The sequence below is a fragment of the Spirulina subsalsa PCC 9445 genome (assembly GCF_000314005.1).
In the GTDB taxonomy this organism is placed as follows: Bacteria; Cyanobacteriota; Cyanobacteriia; order Cyanobacteriales; family Spirulinaceae; genus Spirulina_A; species Spirulina_A subsalsa.
In genome coordinates, this window is record NZ_JH980292.1 from 4537250 (window position 1) to 4555085 (window position 17836).

The 17836-nt window shown below is 47.1% G+C and carries 16 protein-coding genes and 1 pseudogene; 11 read left to right on the forward strand and 6 right to left on the reverse strand.

Annotated elements, in window-relative coordinates; translation table 11 throughout:
• The first annotated feature begins 44 nt into the window (after positions 1–44).
• The 3 genes from zwf to SPI9445_RS28910 all read left to right on the forward strand — a co-directional run bounded on the left by zwf (position 45) and on the right by SPI9445_RS28910 (position 3346).
• The gene (zwf, locus tag SPI9445_RS0120720) at positions 45–1574 is read left to right on the forward strand and encodes a glucose-6-phosphate dehydrogenase (RefSeq protein ID WP_017306704.1); all 1530 of its coding nucleotides are present in this window, start codon (positions 45–47) and stop codon (positions 1572–1574) included.
• Between the two features lie 131 nt (positions 1575–1705).
• On the forward strand, positions 1706–3073 hold the full coding sequence (gene opcA / locus SPI9445_RS0120725) for a glucose-6-phosphate dehydrogenase assembly protein OpcA (RefSeq protein WP_017306705.1): 1368 nt from the start codon (positions 1706–1708) through the stop codon (positions 3071–3073).
• Between the two features lie 111 nt (positions 3074–3184).
• Positions 3185–3346 (forward strand): DUF2256 domain-containing protein, encoded by a 162-nt coding sequence (locus SPI9445_RS28910; protein WP_071525362.1) that lies wholly within the window; start codon positions 3185–3187, stop codon positions 3344–3346.
• 77 nt (positions 3347–3423) lie between these two features.
• Here the strand turns inward: SPI9445_RS28910 and lepB are convergent, their stop codons facing one another.
• A complete protein-coding gene (lepB, locus tag SPI9445_RS0120730; protein WP_017306706.1) occupies positions 3424–3987 on the reverse strand; it encodes a signal peptidase I in 564 nt (187 codons plus the stop codon).
• A gap of 240 nt (positions 3988–4227) precedes the next feature.
• Here lepB and SPI9445_RS0120740 point away from each other — a divergent pair, with 240 nt between their 5' ends.
• Positions 4228–4749 carry a ferric uptake regulation protein gene (locus SPI9445_RS0120740; protein ID WP_026079977.1) on the forward strand — a complete coding sequence of 174 codons (522 nt, stop codon included), beginning with the start codon at positions 4228–4230 and terminating at the stop codon, positions 4747–4749.
• Here the strand turns inward: SPI9445_RS0120740 and SPI9445_RS0120745 are convergent.
• A complete protein-coding gene (locus SPI9445_RS0120745) occupies positions 4746–5189 on the reverse strand; it encodes a SufE family protein (protein WP_017306709.1) in 444 nt (147 codons plus the stop codon). The genes SPI9445_RS0120740 and SPI9445_RS0120745 overlap by 4 nt on opposite strands.
• Positions 5190–5300: 111 nt before the next feature.
• Between SPI9445_RS0120745 and SPI9445_RS0120750 the strand changes: the two genes are divergently transcribed.
• From SPI9445_RS0120750 to SPI9445_RS26435, 3 genes and pseudogenes are all read left to right on the forward strand, one after another.
• Positions 5301–6161, forward strand: a complete 861-nt coding sequence (locus tag SPI9445_RS0120750; protein ID WP_017306710.1) for a rhomboid family intramembrane serine protease — start codon at positions 5301–5303, stop codon at positions 6159–6161.
• 147 nt (positions 6162–6308) lie between these two features.
• Positions 6309–6386: pseudogene (locus tag SPI9445_RS32240) on the forward strand (IS607 family transposase); the annotation flags it as partial.
• 54 nt (positions 6387–6440) lie between these two features.
• Entirely contained in the window at positions 6441–7730 is a 1290-nt protein-coding gene (locus SPI9445_RS26435) for an RNA-guided endonuclease InsQ/TnpB family protein (protein WP_017306711.1), read from the forward strand.
• A 28-nt stretch (positions 7731–7758) separates the two neighbouring features.
• Here the strand turns inward: SPI9445_RS26435 and SPI9445_RS0120760 are convergent, their stop codons facing one another.
• Complete coding sequence (locus SPI9445_RS0120760; protein WP_017306712.1) at positions 7759–10500, reverse strand: DEAD/DEAH box helicase; 2742 nt, start codon at positions 10498–10500, stop codon at positions 7759–7761.
• Positions 10501–10781: 281 nt separating this feature from the next.
• Between SPI9445_RS0120760 and SPI9445_RS0120775 the strand changes: the two genes are divergently transcribed.
• Both SPI9445_RS0120775 and SPI9445_RS0120780 read left to right on the forward strand, forming a co-directional pair.
• Complete coding sequence (locus tag SPI9445_RS0120775) at positions 10782–11972, forward strand: ATP-binding protein (RefSeq protein WP_017306715.1); 1191 nt, start codon at positions 10782–10784, stop codon at positions 11970–11972.
• Positions 11969–12967: a ParA family protein gene (locus tag SPI9445_RS0120780; RefSeq protein ID WP_017306716.1), complete on the forward strand. Its 999-nt coding sequence runs from the start codon at positions 11969–11971 to the stop codon at positions 12965–12967. The genes SPI9445_RS0120775 and SPI9445_RS0120780 overlap by 4 nt, the downstream gene beginning before the upstream one ends.
• A 564-nt stretch (positions 12968–13531) precedes the next feature.
• Here the strand turns inward: SPI9445_RS0120780 and SPI9445_RS0120785 are convergent.
• The gene (locus SPI9445_RS0120785; protein WP_017306717.1) at positions 13532–14422 is read right to left on the reverse strand and encodes an ABC transporter permease; all 891 of its coding nucleotides are present in this window, start codon (positions 14420–14422) and stop codon (positions 13532–13534) included.
• A gap of 42 nt (positions 14423–14464) precedes the next feature.
• Positions 14465–15487, reverse strand: coding sequence for an ABC transporter ATP-binding protein (locus tag SPI9445_RS0120790; RefSeq protein WP_017306718.1), 1023 nt, complete (start codon positions 15485–15487; stop codon positions 14465–14467).
• A 340-nt stretch (positions 15488–15827) separates the two neighbouring features.
• On the opposite strand from SPI9445_RS0120790, the gene SPI9445_RS27875 reads away from it, so the two are divergent.
• Complete coding sequence (locus SPI9445_RS27875; protein WP_017306719.1) at positions 15828–16637, forward strand: potassium channel family protein; 810 nt, start codon at positions 15828–15830, stop codon at positions 16635–16637.
• A 183-nt stretch (positions 16638–16820) separates the two neighbouring features.
• On the opposite strand, the gene SPI9445_RS0120800 is transcribed toward SPI9445_RS27875, so the two are convergent.
• A complete protein-coding gene (locus SPI9445_RS0120800; RefSeq protein ID WP_017306720.1) occupies positions 16821–17162 on the reverse strand; it encodes a ribbon-helix-helix domain-containing protein in 342 nt (113 codons plus the stop codon).
• A gap of 207 nt (positions 17163–17369) precedes the next feature.
• Between SPI9445_RS0120800 and SPI9445_RS0120805 the strand changes: the two genes are divergently transcribed.
• On the forward strand, positions 17370–17726 hold the full coding sequence (locus SPI9445_RS0120805; RefSeq protein WP_017306721.1) for a hypothetical protein: 357 nt from the start codon (positions 17370–17372) through the stop codon (positions 17724–17726).
• The last annotated feature ends 110 nt before the right edge of the window (positions 17727–17836 follow it).

The following is a 17836-nucleotide window of genomic DNA, read 5'->3' on the forward strand; positions in this document are numbered from 1 at the left end:
CTTTTTCAGTAATCACTACTTCTCAATTCTTCCAATTCCTGCCCATGATAACCCTGCAAGAAAACCCCCTGCGCGTTGGACTTCAACAAGAACGAACCCCCGAACCCCTGATTTTAACTATCTTTGGGGCATCGGGCGACCTGACTCAACGGAAATTAGTTCCCGCCCTCTATCAACTCAAACAAGAACGCCGCCTTCCCCCCGAAATCACCATTGTTGGGGTAGCGCGTCGAGATTGGAGTGACGACTATTTCCGGGAACAAATGCGCCAAGGTGTGGAAGAATTTGGCGGGGGCATTGGTAGCGAGGCCGTCTGGAACGATTTCGCCCAAGGCCTCTTTTACTGTTCCGGCAACATGGACGAGGCCGCCAGTTACGAGAAACTTAACACCCTCCTCGGTGAACTCGACGGCAAACGCGGCACCCGGGGCAACCGTGTTTTTTACCTCGCTGTTTCCCCTAACTTCTTTGTCCCCGGTTTAAGAAACCTTGGAGCCGCCGGAATGCTCAAAGACCCCATTAAAAACCGGGTGGTGATAGAAAAACCCTTTGGTAAGGATTTAGGCAGTGCCAAGGCTCTAAATCGGGTCGTTCAGGAAGTTTGCCGGGAAGATCAGGTATACCGGATTGACCACTATTTGGGCAAAGAAACGGTACAAAATATCCTCGTGTTCCGTTTTGCTAATGCCATTTTTGAACCCCTTTGGAATCGGAACTATGTTGATCATATTCAAATCACCGTCGCCGAAAGTGTGGGGGTAGAAGACCGGGCGGGCTATTATGAAACCTCTGGCGCACTGCGGGATATGGTACAAAACCACCTCATGCAGCTTTTAGCTATCACCGCCATGGATGCCCCCAATTCTCTTGATGCGGACAGTATCCGCAATGAAAAGGTGAAAGTCTTTCAGGCCATGCACTTGGCTGATACCCAAAACCTAGATCGTTCGGCCATTCGGGGGCAGTATTCCGCCGGGTGGATGAAGGGGAAACCCATTCCGGGGTATCGGGAAGAACCGGGGGTTAAACCGGGTACGACTACCCCGACCTTTGTGGCGATGAAGTTAATGATTGATAACTGGCGCTGGAAAGGGGTGCCGTTTTATTTGCGCACGGGGAAACGTTTACCTAAAAAGGTGAGTGAAATTGCCATTCAGTTTAAGGAGGTGCCGTTGCTGATTTTCCAGTCGGCCGCCCAACAAACCAGTCCTAATATTCTGGCTATGCGCATTCAACCCAATGAGGGGATTAATTTACGCTTTGAGGCGAAAATGCCGGGGCCGGATTTGCGGACGCGGACGGTGGATATGGACTTCAGTTATGGGAGTTCTTTTGGTATGGAAACGGCAGATGCTTACAATCGTTTGTTGTTGGATTGTATGTTAGGGGATCAAACGCTGTTTACCCGGGGGGATGAGGTAGAGGAGGCTTGGCGGGTGGTGACTCCGGCGTTGGCGGCTTGGGATGCTCCGGCTGATCCGGCTACAATTCCTCAGTATGAGGCTGGAACTTGGCAACCGACGGAGGCTGAGTTTTTGATTAATCGCGATGGACGGCGTTGGCGCAGGTTGTAAGGTCTGATCTGCTCTAGCTCGCTGTTCAGGGGATTTATCCCCCCCTAGCCCCCCTTTGGAAGGGGGGGACAATACGGGCTTAACTTGTCAAGATTGTCTATTCCCTATTACCCATTACCTATTACCTGATTATGGTTCCAACTTCCCCCCCTTTGGTTTCTCTCCAAGCCCCTAAAGATGTTTCGATTGATGAAATTGAGGCATCTTTACGGGATATTTGGCAAAACTATAGTTCTGGTGAAGAGGGTTTAGCGGCCACTCGCGCTACAACCTTTAGTTTTCTGATTTATGAACCTGATGGTACTCAATTGTTGTTGGCGGCGTTAGGGTTCTATACGGGGCCGATTGATGGCATTTCGGGTGCTCGCACTGAGGCGGCGATTAAGGCGGCACAAAAGGTCTATGATTTTGAGGTGACGGGTAAATCCGATGAGGCGTTTATCAAACGGCTTAAGGCGGAGTTTGAACAGTTGACGGTGTTGGATAAACAAACGCCGGATAATTTGCGGGCGGCGTTGCAGTATGCGCCGGATTTGGATGGGGCAGGGGTGGCTGATGCGATCGCCTCCTCCAATCCTTGCCGCATCATCACCCTTTGCCCCACCACCGGGGCTGATGAAGGGGTACAAGCCCAAGTGTCCGCCTACTGCCCCATTCAAAAGCGCAGTAGCAGCACCTTAATTTGTTGTGAATATATCAACCTACGCGGCACCGCAGAAGCCCTAGAACGGATTGGGGGCATTATTTCCGCCCTCATGATCCCCGACTTACCGAAATTCATCTGGTGGAAAGCAACTCCCCAATCGGACTATGGATTGTTCCAGCGCTTGGTGAAAAATTGCGACACTATTATTGTGGACTCCAGTAGTTTCAGCCATGCCGAAGAGGATTTAAATTGTATCGGGGGGTTAATTGCCCAAGGATTGCCCATTGCGGATTTAAATTGGCGGCGGATTGCCCCTTGGCAAGAGTTAGCGGCGGAAGCTTTTGATCCCCCTGAACGTCGTTTACAAATTTGGGAAGTGGATCAAGTGGTGATTGACTATGAAAAGGGCAATCCTTCCCAAGCCTTATTATATTTAGGGTGGTTAGCCAGTCGGTTACAGTGGAAACCGATTTCCTATGAGTATGAAGGGGGGGATTATGATATCCGTCGTATTCGTTTTGTGGGGAAAGAACAGCGTCAAATTGCTGTCGAGTTGGCGGGTATTCCTACGGCGGATTGGGGGGATATTCCGGGGGATTTAATTAGTTTAAAACTGGACTCTACCAACCGCGAGGCGGATTGTTGTACGGTGTTATGTTCGGAAACTACGGGCTGTATGCGTATGGAATCAGGAGGGGGCGCTCAGTCTTGCCGGATTAATCAAGTGAGTTCTCTTTCTGACCAAAAAACGGAACAGTTATTGGGTCAACAATTGCAACGTTGGGGGAAAGATATGCTCTATGAAGAGAGTATGGTTTTAACCTATGAAATGTTGCAGTTGATGGAGAAATAACAGTAACAATCGGTTGTGGTGGGGGGAATTCGTGAATTCCCCCTAGGATGTGGGTTAAAAGTTCTCAACAGGGGGCTAGCGTCTGGTGTTATTCAGTCAACCCTAGATACAATGGCACGTCAACGGAAAAAATCTGACATCCCCAGCAAAATCTGTCCAGTGTGCGATCGCCCTTTTAATTGGCGCAAAAAATGGGCGGACTGTTGGGATGAGGTCAAATACTGTTCGGATCGGTGTCGCAGACGACGGTCAACAGGAAACAAGAATTATTAATCTGTCAACCTGACTTGGGTTAAGCGTCTATCAGCACTGTGTCAAATGATGAATTCTCAATTTCTCTACCCCCCCAATTAATCAAACCTACTCCCCAGACGGTTTAACGGCCAAATGCGCACCATCGCCCGCCCAATAATATTGTCAGCCGGAACAACCCCCCAGACAAAGGAATCACAGCTTTTATTGCGATTATCTCCTAATACTAAATAAGAATCTGCTGCCACTGTTGGGAAAGTCCCCTCATAATTAGGCGGTTCATTAATATAATTCTCCGTTAAGGCTTGCCCATTGACAAAAATCTGTCCCCCCGTTACCTCGATTTTATCCCCCGGCAAACCAATCACCCGTTTAATATAAGCATCTCGGATGGGTAGTGTTTTCGTCGGATCACATTTCAGTGCCGTATCAGGAGGGTAAAACACGATAATTTCCCCCCGGTAGGGAGTGCGGAAACGTAACGTCACCTTGTCAATAATGAGACGATCATTCACTTGCAGCGTCGGTAACATCGACTCTGAGGGAATATAGCGAACATCCCCTAAAAAAGTCCGGATAATTAACGCTAAAACAATGCTCGTCCCTACAATAGAGCCAATTTCGACCCACACATTAGTGGGTTTTTCCTGCTTTTCGCTCACCAGTTTCTCTCCTGATTGTCCTGATCTACTATATCCACTGTGGGTCGTAATTGACCGAAGAGCGGGGAAAGGTCTAGAGACACAACGCTTGCGGTTTTGGCAGTCAACAGCATGAGCCATTTACTCATTACTGTTCACGCGCTCAGATATTTGCTAAAGATTCTCAATTATTGGGACTTGTTGCAAGTTATCCTGAAAAAGGGCTATGCTTGTCAACAAGTCGTTTTTCCTGAGAATTCTATGCTTCCTTACACAGCCACCACCTTAAAAGCAGAATTAAACTCCCGAGGCTGGCGCTTAACTCCCCAACGAGAAAAAATCCTCCACGTTTTCCAAAATTTGCCCCGAGGCAACCATTTAAGCGCAGAGGAGTTATATTCATTACTCGACCAACGAGGGGAAACCATTAGTCTATCGACGATCTACCGTAGTGTAAAACTGATGGCACGGATGGGGATTTTACGAGAATTGGAACTGGCAGAAGGTCATAAGCATTATGAACTCAACCAACCCTATCCTCACCATCACCATCATATGGTTTGTATTCAATGCAATAAAACCACCGAGTTTAACAATGATTCGATTTTGAAACATAGTCTCAAACAGGTGGAAAAATTCGGGTTTCAACTGATTGATTGTCAATTAACGGTTATGACCATTTGTCCCGAAGCATTGCGTTTAGGTTGGCCTTCTGCCTTGCCGAGTAATTGGTCTTGTTCTAGGGTCATTTCGGAAACCCCCCTAGAAGACGAAGAGAATTAAGCTTGTTGACTGGCTAGTTGAAACCCTAATGCTTTTTTCTTCATCATTTGAAAAATATTGTAAAAACCATTGGCACGGGATGGGGTAAGACTGACTCGTAATCCCGTTTCTTCAATAAAGTCTGGGGTGACAGCAAGGATTTCTTCGGGGGTTAATTCATTGAGTCCTTCAATGAGTAAGGCGACTAACCCTTTCACTAATTGAGCGTCGGAGTCCCCATGATAAATTACTTTACCATCCACTAAATCGGCGGTGATGAACACTTGAGAGACGCAGCCATGTACCTTGTTTTCTGGGGTTTTATCTTGGTCGGCCATCGGATCTAATCGGTTGGCATACCAGAGCAATTGTTGATAACGTTGTTTTGGGTCTGTGCGGCGCTTGAAACGTTGCACAATTTTGTCCAGTGTTGGGGGTAAGGGGTGAGCGGTCGATGACATGAGGTCGTAAGTTTCGTTAAACTATCTTGTAGATTCGTTACTGATCTTAACACTCCTGTTCCGACCCGGAAAAAGTTCTCTGACTGTTAACCGTTTTCCCTAACATTTTGCATGAAAGAATCCCTCCCAGAATCAGAGGTTATGAGTTGCCCGGTTTGTGAGCAATGGATTAATCCGGACGTGCCGGCTTGTCCCCATTGTGGCTGTATTCTGTGGCACGATGAACCTAGGACTTCGGAGCGTTGGTTGACTCACCAGCGTTTTATTGCGATCGCCATTTGGGGCTGTAGTCTCCTCTACATTGCCACCCTTATCCTCAGTGGTTCAAGCATTGGGGGGGTAGGGATGATGAATTTTTTAGCCCCCAATACCTTTGCTTTAGTTCTCTTTGGGGCAACCGGGGCGATTCCTGTCTTTGAATTAGGGCGCTGGTGGACTGTTTTAAGTGCCGCTTGGTTACATGGCAGTTTATTACATATTGTCTTCAATATGTTGTGGGTGAGGGATTTGGGGGCTGGGGTGGGTCAGGTTTACGGGGCGAGTCGTTTGGTGGTGATCTACACCTGCGCGGCCATCACAGGGGCCTTTTTAAGCAGTTTAGCCGGGGTTTATCTCTTGGATGCTCCCGCCCTCTTTCACGGGGCGCAGTTGTCTGTAGGGGCTTCTGGAGCCATTTTCGGGCTGTTTGGGGCGCTGGTATCCTATGGTCAGAAAATGCGCAATCGTAACTTGCGACGCAAAGCCCTGTCCTATGCGGTGGTGTTGTTTGTTTTTGGGGTCATTATGCCCAACGTGGACAACTGGGGGCATTTAGGGGGCTTTCTGGGGGGATATCTCCTCACCCAACTCCCCGGATTCCATCCCGAGGATTCTTGGGGGAAATGGGGGGAAGGGATTGCGATCGCCTGTTTGCTCCTCACCCTAGCCAGTGTGGTGGTTTCTGTCCTAGATATCTTGGTCTGGCGTTCCTAGATAGGGTCTGCTGAATAACTGGGCTAGGGAACGGGGAGCAGGGAGCAGGGGAGAGGGGTTAGAAACTGTTCGGTAATTTCTACCCATAACTAGACAAAACTAACGGAACGTCTATATATTGAGAGTAGTCCTGATTGGCATCAAGTTATGGGAGACTCTCAAATGACTATTTCAATAGGGAATGCGGCTAAAGAGCTAGGTGTCTCTGTAAAGACTGTTCGGAGGTAGGTAGATATGGGTATATATTAGAGAAGTCAAGAAAACATTGGAGGTCGAACAGTGTTACTCAGTTTCAAGACAGCTTTGATACCAAATAACAAACAGGAAACGTTGTTTCGTAAAGCATCAGGTGTGGCGCGTCATGCCTACAATTGGGCAAACGCAACTATACAGAATGTTTTAGAGCAACGTAAAACTGATAAAAATGTCAAAGTTCCTTCAGCAATCGATTTACATAAAAAGTTGGTTGCTGAAGTGAAATCACAACACGATTGGTATTACGAAGTTAATAAAAATGTACCTCAGAAAGCTTTGGCTGATTGCCGCGTAGCTTGGGATAGATGTTTCAAAAAGACATCTAAACAACCACGTTTCAAAAAGAAAGGTCAACGCGATTCTTTCTACTTAGAATCTGGCACTAAAGCATCACCTAAAATTCAAAACGATGGTAAACGTGTCAAGTTGCCTTCTATTGGTTGGGTACGTTTGGCTGAACCATTACCCGTTACAGCCGTTCATAATTGTGTGATTTCAAGACAAGCTGACAGATGGTTTATCGCTATCAAATATGAGATTGAAAAACCTCATGTCGCCATTGATAGACCGTCTGTAGGTGTTGACATTGGCATCAAAGAATTAGCTGTCTGTTCTAATGGTAAAGCGTTTTCTAACCCTAAAGCTTACCGACGTTTAAGTAAGCGTTTAAAGCGTTCACAACGTCGTTTTAGCAAGCGTGTCAAAGGTTCTAAGAATAGAGCTAAAGCCATAAAGAAACTGAGTAAATTACAGGCTCGTATCAGCAATATCCGGAAAGATGCTATTCACAAATTGACTAACTATCTTGCTAAAAACCACAGCGAAATAAAGATAGAAGATTTATCAATTAAAGCATTTTTGAAGAATCATAAATTAGCGGGCGCGATTGCGGATTGTGGTATGTACGAGTTCCGTAGACAGTTAGAATACAAAACTGAAAAGTTTGATAGCAAACTAATTCTTGTAGATAGGATGTTTCCTAGCTCTCAGATTTGCTCTAACTGTGGAAATCATCGTCACAAAATGCCCCTAAAAAACCGCGTCTACATTTGTCCTGAATGTGGTCACACTGAAGACAGAGACTTGAACGCGGCAAAGAATATTGAACGATGGTTTGAACGGATATTTATTCCGAGTCGTTCAGACTTGGCGGTGAGTTCCACCGTGTCAGCCTGTGGAGTAGACAAACCTCTCAGAAGTCATTCTGAGACTACGATGAATCAGGAAATAAACACCAAAGATGATACTTGGTTTTGGAGTGCTGAAGAAACAGATGCTCTCTGGTTTTGGTCAGCTTCTTCTATTATTGTATAGCTTTGGGTAGGTTTTATAGAACGGAGATTCATTCCTCCATCAACCCCGCCATTTCCTGTACTGGGAAGCGTTCCATTAACTGAATCGCTCGTCGGGCGTTCTTTTGTAAGCCCTCAGACACCCCCGGCACATGGGGAATCTGGGAGAGAAAATCCACCGTGCGACGCAACATCCGCACCAAATCCCCTTGATCAAAATTGGTGTTATCACACAGTTCATCCCAATCAATGCCCAGCGCCCAGCGTTCCACCACACTACTGAGCAAAGCCGTTTCCTGTTCCAACCATACCGGAAGCACCACATTATAACGGTGTTGGCATTTAATTAAGTGCTTGCGCAGGGGCATTAACTGATCCATGACCTGCAAATAGGGCGCGTTGGGGAGATAATTACACCAACTATCGGGACGGGGGGGTTCTGAGATTAATACATAGGCCAAGGCCGCCAAATGGTGGGGGTCTAAATCGTCCAAATAACCAGACACCAACACCAACCCTAACCATAGTTCGTTATCCCCTCGAATGGCTGCCGCCGCTTGTCCGAGGGGAGTTGGTTTGTACTGCTCTAAAGCGTCAAACTCTCGCAAGACTTTCACTAAATTGGTAAACTCTCGCCAGTGGGTGGTTTGGTGCTGTTTAAAGGCTTCTTGGCGCGATCGCAAAGCCGCCCGTAAATCTAAACGGTGTTGATGGCGCTTGATTAACTTACTGGGTTTCCCCCATTGATTCAGAGGATGATTTTTCAGTTGTTCCTGCACCGCTTCCAGACGGGCTGCTTGTTCTAGCACCTCCGGCGCTTCGGGCACCTCTGGGCTGTGGTCTGGCAGGAGTTCCCCCACAGCCGCGCTCACCTCGTCCCCCTTGCGGTGTTGACCCCGTTTGATGGGCAATTCTGGGGGCGGAGTCAGGGGATCTAACGCCGAGAGAGAGAGACAGCGACCATCCACCTGAATCAAATCATGGTACGACAGCACATACCAACGATTATCCCGACCCAAACAAATCAGATAGGGCGCTTGACCTCGCCCCGGAGCTTGAGCGTAGAGGACAGCCGGGAGTGGAGAATCGGTCGATTTGCCCTTAATATAAACAATGCTCCCCGTGCCGAGATGATCCAGTTGACGCGCCATCTCCTTACTGCGGATTTCTTCGGCTTGGTGTTGTAGGGTTTTGAGTAAGCGCCGTTCTTCCCGCAGTCGTTCGCTCAATTTGCCGTATTCTTGCAGGAGTTGGTCTGTCACCGGAGCCAGTTCTATATCCAGTTTCGCCAATTCTGTGGTCAGTTCTGCGATCGCCTGTTGTTCGGGTAACAAGCGCAAAGTGGCTGTATATTGGGCAAAACTCCGCTCTAGCAAATCCTTCGCCTCATCCACCGAATGGGTTTGTAGGAGGTTTAACACCATGCCGTAAGTGGGGGTAAAGCGACTTACCAAGGGATCCGGCGTTTTCAAGGCTAAATTAGCCGCATCTTTGCTCCCCTCAAAAGGAGTCTGGACAGTCACCACATGACCCATTTCATCCATGCCCCGACGACCCGCCCGGCCGGCCATTTGCAGGAATTCTGAAGCGGTTAGGAGACGGTGGCCGTGATCGGTGCGTTTCGAGATGGTCGAAATCACCGTAGTCCGTGCAGGCATATTAATCCCGGCCGCGAGGGTTTCTGTGGCAAACACCACCTTAACCAACCCCTCTTGAAACAATTCCTCAATCAAGGCTTTCCAAGCCGGTAGAATGCCCGCATGGTGGGACGCAATACCTTTATACAGTGCCTCTAGTACCCCTTGTCGTCCCACCGCACTCTGTACCGAAGGATTGAGACTTAAAAAGGCTTCAATCCGTTCGTTGAGGAGGGTGGCCTCCTCTGGGGTAATGAGAATCAGGGGGCTGTCTTCCTCCTCAGATTGGCGTTTGACTCGGGGGAGGGTGAGGTCATAAACCCTCTGCATCGCTTGATCACAACCCCGACGACTAAAAATAAAGTAAATAGCGGGTAACATGTCCTGGGCATGGAGTTGCCGCACCACATCCACCACCGTAGGGCAATCTTCCCGTCTGACTCGTTGTTTCGGATTCCGTCGTCCTTTGCCTTTTAGCCGACTGTTGATCTGGGTTTTGGACTCATTTAAGAGGGGACAGAGGGCTTGTTGATTGCTGAAATAAAATTCTAAGGGGACGGGGCGGAAATTAGACTCAATTAACTCGGTTTTACCATGGACTTGAGAAATCCATTCCGCCAGTTGATCTGCATTGGCAATGGTGGCTGAGAGGGCGACTAATTGAATTTCGGGGGGAGCATAAATAATCGACTCTTCCCAGACGGTGCCCCGTTGGCTATCGTTCATGTAGTGACATTCATCTAACACAACGGTTTCCACCCCTTCTAGGGAGGTTCCCACCTGACCGATAGGAGTTCCGTAGAGCATATTGCGGAAAATTTCCGTGGTCATGACCAAAACCGGGGCATTGCGGTTAAAGGAAGCATCTCCGGTTAACAATCCTACGGACTGTTCCCCAAATTGATCCCGAAAGTCCCGAAATTTCTGATTTGATAAGGCTTTGAGGGGGGTGGTATAAAAGACCCGTTTCCCTCGGTGTAAGGCCCGATGGATGGCATATTCTCCGACTAAGGTTTTCCCGGAACCGGTTGGTACACTGACCACAACGGATTTATTGGCATCCAAGGCGGCGATCGCCTTTTTTTGAAAGGAGTCCAGTTGGAAGGGGAATAGAGTCGTGGGATCGAGATGATTAGAACTCAAGGAAATGCTCACGGAAAGTTGCTCAACAACTTTCTATTCTGACATTCTCTCAACGCTGACCACAAGGGGGACAGTGCGGGAGTTCTATGGGTGGGGTTTGGGGAAGGGGGAATGGGGAGCAGGGGAGCAGGGGAATAGTGAATAGCTAAAACTCTTTTATTTTAGGGAACAGGGAACAGGGAACAGGGGGGGAGAGGGGGGAGAGTTCCCGGACTCCCGATTCCCAATTCCCAACTCCCGATTCCCCTAATTTGCTAGAATTTAGCTCGGGTTCAGTCAATGGGACAGAAATAATGGATGCTCACGAGTTAGAAAAATGGCTCAATGATTTAGAATCGGATCGTGTTGAGCGGAAAGCATCTATTGCTGATGGAAAAAAAATCAGACAAGCTATTTGCGCCTTTGCCAATGATTTGCCTAACTCTAATCAACCGGGCATCCTTTTTATTGGAGTCAATGATGATGGAACTTGTGCAAACTTACCGATTACAGATGACCTACTTTTAAGCCTTTCTAGTATTCGGAATGAAGGTAAAATTCTACCCTTTCCGGTTTTACAGGTCAAAAAATATCACCTCAAGGGTTGTGACCTTGCCGTTATTATTGTAGAACCCTCCGATGCTCCTCCTGTAAGGTTTGAGGGACGGACTTGGATTCGAGTCGGTCCCAGACGAGCTATTGCAACACAGGAAGAAGAACGCCGCCTCACAGAAAAACGTCGCTTTCGTGATTTACCTTTTGACTTACAGCCCTTAGTCTCTGCCTCTCTTGAGGACTTAAACCTAGAAACTTTTACCCAAGATTATTTACAAGTAGCGATCGCTTTGGATATTTTAGAAGAAAATCAGCGTTCTATCACACAACAATTAGTCTCTTTAAGGTTTGCTACGCCAGAACCTAGTTTATCTCCAACTCGCTTAGGAGTGATGGTTGTTGGCAAAGATCCGAGGCAATTTATTCCGAGTTTTTACCTACAATTTATTCGTTTTGATGGTATGGATTTAACCGATCCTATTCAAGACCAACAGGAAATAACAGGTTCTTTGATGAGTTTACTAAGGAATATAGATCAAACCTTAAAAGTCAATATTTCCATTGCTTCTGACCCGATCACAGAACCTGTGGAAATTAAAAAACCAGATTATCCTATTGCCGCATTAAGACAATTGGTTAGCAACGCTATTCTACACCGTTCCTATGAAGCAACCAATGCTCCAATTAAAGTGTATTGGTTTAAAGATAGAATTGAGATATCTAATCCCGGGGGATTATTTGGTCAAGTCAATCGAGAAAACTTAGGTCAAGGGGTGACAGATTATCGCAATCCTCATTTAGCAGAAGCAATGAAAAATTTAGGCTATGTGCAACGGTTTGGCATTGGCATTCCAACGGCTCGTCAAGAATTAGCGAAAAATGGCAATCCCCCTCCAGAATTTATTTTAGACGATGCCCATACTTTAGTTATTGTGAGGTCTTCATTATGAACCCACCTATTATTGCTTTTTTCAATAATAAAGGGGGAGTGGGTAAAACTTCCTTGGTCTATCATCTAGCTTGGATGTATAGAGACTTAGGCCGCAAAGTTATCGCCGCAGATTTAGATCCTCAAGCGAATTTAACGGCCGCTTTTTTAGAGGAAGATCGCCTAGAACAAATTTGGGAAAATTCCCAAATGCCTAATAGTATTTTTCGCTGCATTCAACCTTTATTAAGAGGCATTGGGGATATTGCCCAGCCAGAATTAGAAACAATTGACCTAGACTTACATCTGTTAGTTGGAGATTTAACCCTATCGGGGTTTGAAGATGAATTATCGTCGCAATGGCCCGATTGTTTGGATGGGAAAGAAAGGGCTTTTCGTGTAATTTCTGCTTTCTGGAGATTGCTAAATCAATCAGCGATTCAACATCAGGCGGATCTCGTTTTAATGGATTTAGGCCCTAACTTGGGTGCAATTAATCGCGCTGCTTTGATTGCGGCGGATTATATTGTAATTCCCCTTGCTCCAGATTTATTTTCCCTCCAAGGTCTGAAAAATTTGGGGCCAACGGTGAAACGTTGGCGGGGAGAATGGAAAGATCGTTTCGGGCGGAATTCTGTCCCAGACCTTCGGCTACCACCGGGTAAAATGCAGCCTATTGGGTATGTGATTCTACAACACGCTATCCGTTTTGACCGTCCGGTGAGGGCTTTTGAACGCTGGATGGGGCGGATTCCAGAAACGTATCAAAGCAAGGTGATTCAAGGGCAAGGAGAGGCGGCTGTTAGTCCGGGGAAGGATGATCATTGTCTGGCATTGCTGAAACATTATCAAAGTTTAATGCCACTGGCGCAAGAAGCGCGAAAACCCATGTTTCATCTGAAACCAGCTGATGGTGCAATCGGCGCTCACAGTCGGGCAGTAACTGGGGTGTATTGGGATTTTAAGGCGTTGGCGGATAAAATTGGCGATCGCACAGAACTCCCCCCCATTACCTGAGAATCCAGCCCGTTACAATCTCAGAAACCCCACAAGATTTTGACGCTCCCATCGCTAAAAGCGAGGGATTCTCAGTTCATCGACACGCCTTACAATTGCCTATCTCTTGCGAGCATTACCTAAACCGTCTAACCGTTCGGCCCAACCAATTAGCAAGCCTAGTTTAGACAATCCCAGAGGGCTTTATCTCCCTGAGCGTACTAGGATAATTACCTAGAGTTAATGTGCGCCCCACATTACTGAAAACAATCTAATTCTTGAGTTTTCTGGATTTGGGCTTACGTTAGTTTCCCTAGCTATGTTTTTCGTGGTTTTCGCTACCCACTATTTGTCTCCTTGTGCGACACTTTCGAGTTCAAGCTCCACCCCTATTTCAGGCTTACTGCAACACTCTGGGAATTCAAACCAATTCAATCCTATGGGTTTTTAGTTTTATGGTCAAACATTGGTCGGCTTTTCATCTCATCGGTAAAACCGAGAGCCTTTGCTGCGCAACGTTTCACGAACAAGCCGACATTTTAGGTAACGGGATCATCGCCCTACCCCCAAAAATGGGTCGCGGGATTAGGCAAAACGCCGACGCAATAAGGGCTGAATGAGCGCCAAAACTACCCCATCAAAGATGACTAACACCGCTAACACAAGGGCGAAATTCATCTCTCCCCAAGGCGCTGTCATGACGACACTATTTAACCCCCAATCACTGTTGAAATACAGATAACGAATGGGTTCAATGGCATAGGTTAAGGGGTTAAAACAAGCAATCCATTTTAACCAGTTGGCCATGAAAGAAAGGGGGGCTAAAGCCGTGCTGGCAAAGAGTAGGGGTAAGTTGGTGACAAAAATCACGGCAATCAGTTCAATATGTCCGGGGAGGGCAAAGGCCAGACCTAGACTGAGGGCTGTGACACCTAGGACGATTAAAAAGACAATGGCGGCGATCGCACCTAACCCCCCAATTCCCGGCAAACCTGCACCCAGTAAGGCACTCGCCCCGACAATTACCCCGGTTTGGATAAAGGCCAAGGCGATAATGTACAAGGTGGAAGCGGCCACAATGGAATAACGAGTGGTTAGGGGAGCCACTAATAGACGATTGAGAAAGCCAAATTCTCGGTCAAACATTACCGGAAGTCCGGCATTTAATGCCCCAGAAAAGGCGGTGAAGACAATCACACCGGGAGCAAGAAACTGCCCATAATTTACCTCAAATCCGAAGAGTCCTTGAGGGGCTTTATAAAACAACGCCCCAAATAAAATTAACCACATTAAGGGCTGAATTACCCCCGCTATTAAGGTGGAAGGACGACGCTGGAGTTGAATAAATAACCGTTGTGTTAAAGCAAGGGTTTCTTGTATAAAATTAGCCAGTTCATTTTCCCCTGTGGTCATTTCGGCTAAGGCGGGATTGGGGGCTAAACTGGTGTTACCAGTGGGTAAAATGGATTGACTCATGGTAAAAATTCCTCAAAAATAATGGTTCAAAACTGAGTTTTTTTAGCTTTTCATCGCTTGTTTTTGCTCTTTTTTCAAGTCTCTTGTCCCCGCGGCCGCTAACTCCGCATCCATTAAGGTGCGTCCTGTAGCGGCTAAATAAACATCATCTAAACTGGGGCGAGATTGGGCTAAACTAAAGGTGGGTAAGCCAATGGATTGTAGGTTCTGCTCAATTTGGGTTAAGGGGTTACAATCCCGTTGGACGACTAAATTTAAGGAGTTGCCTTGGGCTTCATTAATAATCACCTCTTCGACAAAGGGTAAGGTCTGTAATTGTTGTTTCGCTTGTTGGGCTTCTTGGGGTGGGGTAAACTCCCGAATGCGTAGGGTAACGCGATCGCCTCCCACTTGATCTTTTAACTGAGACGGACTGCCCTCTGCTAAGACTAAACCCCGATCAATAATGGCTAAACGATCGGCTAAAGCGTCTATTTCTTCGAGATAATGACTGGTAATTAAAACCGTCGTCCCCGCTTCCCGTAACTGACGCAGAAAGTCCCACATCACAAAACGACTTTCAATATCTAACCCGACGGTGGGTTCATCTAAGACTAAAAGTTGCGGTTGATGTAATAATCCCGAAGCGAGATCCAACCGTCTGCGCAATCCCCCAGAATAGGTTCCGGTTTTTTGCTCGGCATAGTCTTGTAAGCCCAACAAATTGAGTAATTGTTCAATCCGTTGTTTGGCTAAAGCATTGGGTAAATGGTACAGCGCGCCTTGCAACTTTAACAATTCTCGCCCAGTTAACATTTTGTCTAAGGCGACCTCTTGGGCGACATAGCCAAAGTATTTCCGGGCTTCCTTGGGGCGATCGCGCACGGAAACCCCACAAACTTCAATCTTCCCCTCGTCGGGCTTGGCAAGGGTGCATAAACAGCGAATGGTGGTGCTTTTGCCCGCCCCATTCGGCCCCAACAGCCCAAAAATTTCCCCCTTTTCCACCCGAAAAGAGATATCTTTCACGGCCTCTGTAGTTCCGTATTTTTTCCTTAAATGTTCTATAACAACGGCAGCAGCCATAACTTTACAATTTGCAATACTCGACGTTCCCCTATTGTGACATAATCCCGTCTCTAGCCCCATAGATTAAATGGCCAAAATTTAGTCGCGACGAGAGGCGGTAGTATCAGGCTTTTAGAGCGGTTGATTGCCCTATCCGCTAGACTGTGATCATGGTCTTGTGCGATAACTGAAGAGCTACGAAAAGCCCGCGTCGTGGGCGTTTTCTGGCGGAATGCTATGCTTTGCGTGCCGCGTCTCGGGACGAGAAAAGCACGACTCGTCGGGTAGTTTACAGCAATGTTGCGTTTTCATCCCCATCCCCTTGTGGGTGGGGAGCTTCAACTCCCCCAATTCAGCTATGAGTAATACACCTCAAACACCTTCCCCTCCTCTGCCTTTGACTCAGGAGGAGTTAATTCAAGCGATCGCCCAAAGTTTAGGCGAGAAGTTAAATTTAGCTATTGCAACGGACGAATCCCTAGAGGTGATTGCTGATGATACTTATCCCCGTTATCCCCGGGTGATCTTCGTGCGTAAGCTGATGACAGGAGTCGTGATTGTTTTCCTAATCTATGCTCTCATTAACATCTTTCACGGCGTTTTTAATGATCATCCCGCTTTTCTCTGGGGGGTGATCTGTTCAGTCGCAACAGTGGCCACAGGGTTAATCTTAATCTTGTTGTTGATCACAGAAATCTTTCGCGGTGCCGGGAAAGATCATGAACTCGAAATTAAACAAGGCTCTTATACCGTCAAAGAATATCAGTTTATCCCCTCCCTCAACCGTTTTAGTATGGTCTTGTTTTTACTGGGGATTTGCTTCCTTAGCATCTTATTAGGGTTTGCGAGTCTCTACACCGATTTATGGCGGCATCATCCAGCCCATTTCACGGGCTTACAGGATGGCTTTTTGGCGATTTATTTCTCCATTGTCACCTTCTCCACCGTGGGCTATGGAGACATCCATCCCACCTCCCTCTTAGCCCGCACGGTGGCGATTTGCGAGATTTTTCTAGCGATGTTTTTTAGTTTGGTGGTTCTGTCCACAACTTTATCATGGGTGTTAGCCAATAAACGACAACAACAAGAGATCTCGATTAGGCAACGGATTCGAGAACGGAAACAGCAACGGGCGCAAAAACCAAAAATAACATCGAGCGAGAGTTAGCCATGTCCTTTTAAGGCGTGGCGGTGGAGCGAGACTGGGGATTTATTGAGTCTTTGATTTCCCCACGCTGCGCCAATGGGTGTCAGGTGTCGGGAGACGAGGAATCAAGAATTATTCGCTATTCCCCGTTCCCTAGCCCAATTATTCAGCAAGCCCGGTCTACACCATCCACCCCGCTAGAAACTAGGCGGCCACCATCTGAGGACTGAGGGGAATGAGATCGCCATTGGTGGTCAAACCGAGGAACATGGGGCTATTTTCGGGAATCAATTCACCACTAAGAACACAACGCTCGTCTTTTTGCGCGATCGCCTCAAAAGTGGCTCGAATATCTTGTCTGGAGAAAGTCGGTCGATAAGTGCCGGATTTCTGCTGAACATAGTTCCAGAGAATATCCCGGATGAGAGCTTGATAGCCCATATTGCCCGAGATAGCTTTCAGCTTGTCTTTTAACTCCCTCTCTAAGCGAATACTGGTCACTTCCATTTCTGTGGTTGTCTTGCGAGTTTTAGTAGCGGTAGGCATGACGAAAATTTTTCTCCTCAAATAGTGGACATCTTCATAATACAAGTGTAGTATGTAAAAGGTAGGTTTTGAGCCGTCTCTTAACCAAAATTTTCCGGCCTAGTTTTAAATCCAGTGATCCTCTCCTGTGATTGAATGAACGCCATGGTTAATAAATTTGATTGTTAATAAATTGGATCATCTCTTGTGATTCCGAGGAGGAGTCCTGTGAACCGTCTCTATTCTGCTTATTCCCGCTCGATTACCATCACCACAACCCCGAACCCCCCAATGGAGTCAGGGTCAAATGGGCTAGGGATGAATGCGACCATAGATTGGGGCCTGAGTGAGGGATTACAGGCCAGCAAAGAGCGGTTTTTAGCCCAAGTGATGGGATGGTCGGCTGGGGATCTGGTTTTCGATGTCCTCAATGATTTACCCCTTGATGAGATCGCAAGATCCCATGATCCCCTCACCCTGCGGCATAGTCTGTTTATCCCCAGTGGCACGCTCCCTAGTGGACTTTTTAATTTTAAACCCAAACCCAGAAGCGGTCGGGACAGGTCTAAACCTGTACCCCAATAACCTGAAATGATTCAACAGGCTTTATCCCCCGCTTCACCTGCCACAGGAAGCGGGGGTTTTAGTGTTGAGGTGTCGCTTCTCAATTGTCTAAATAACGGCTTAAAAAAGGA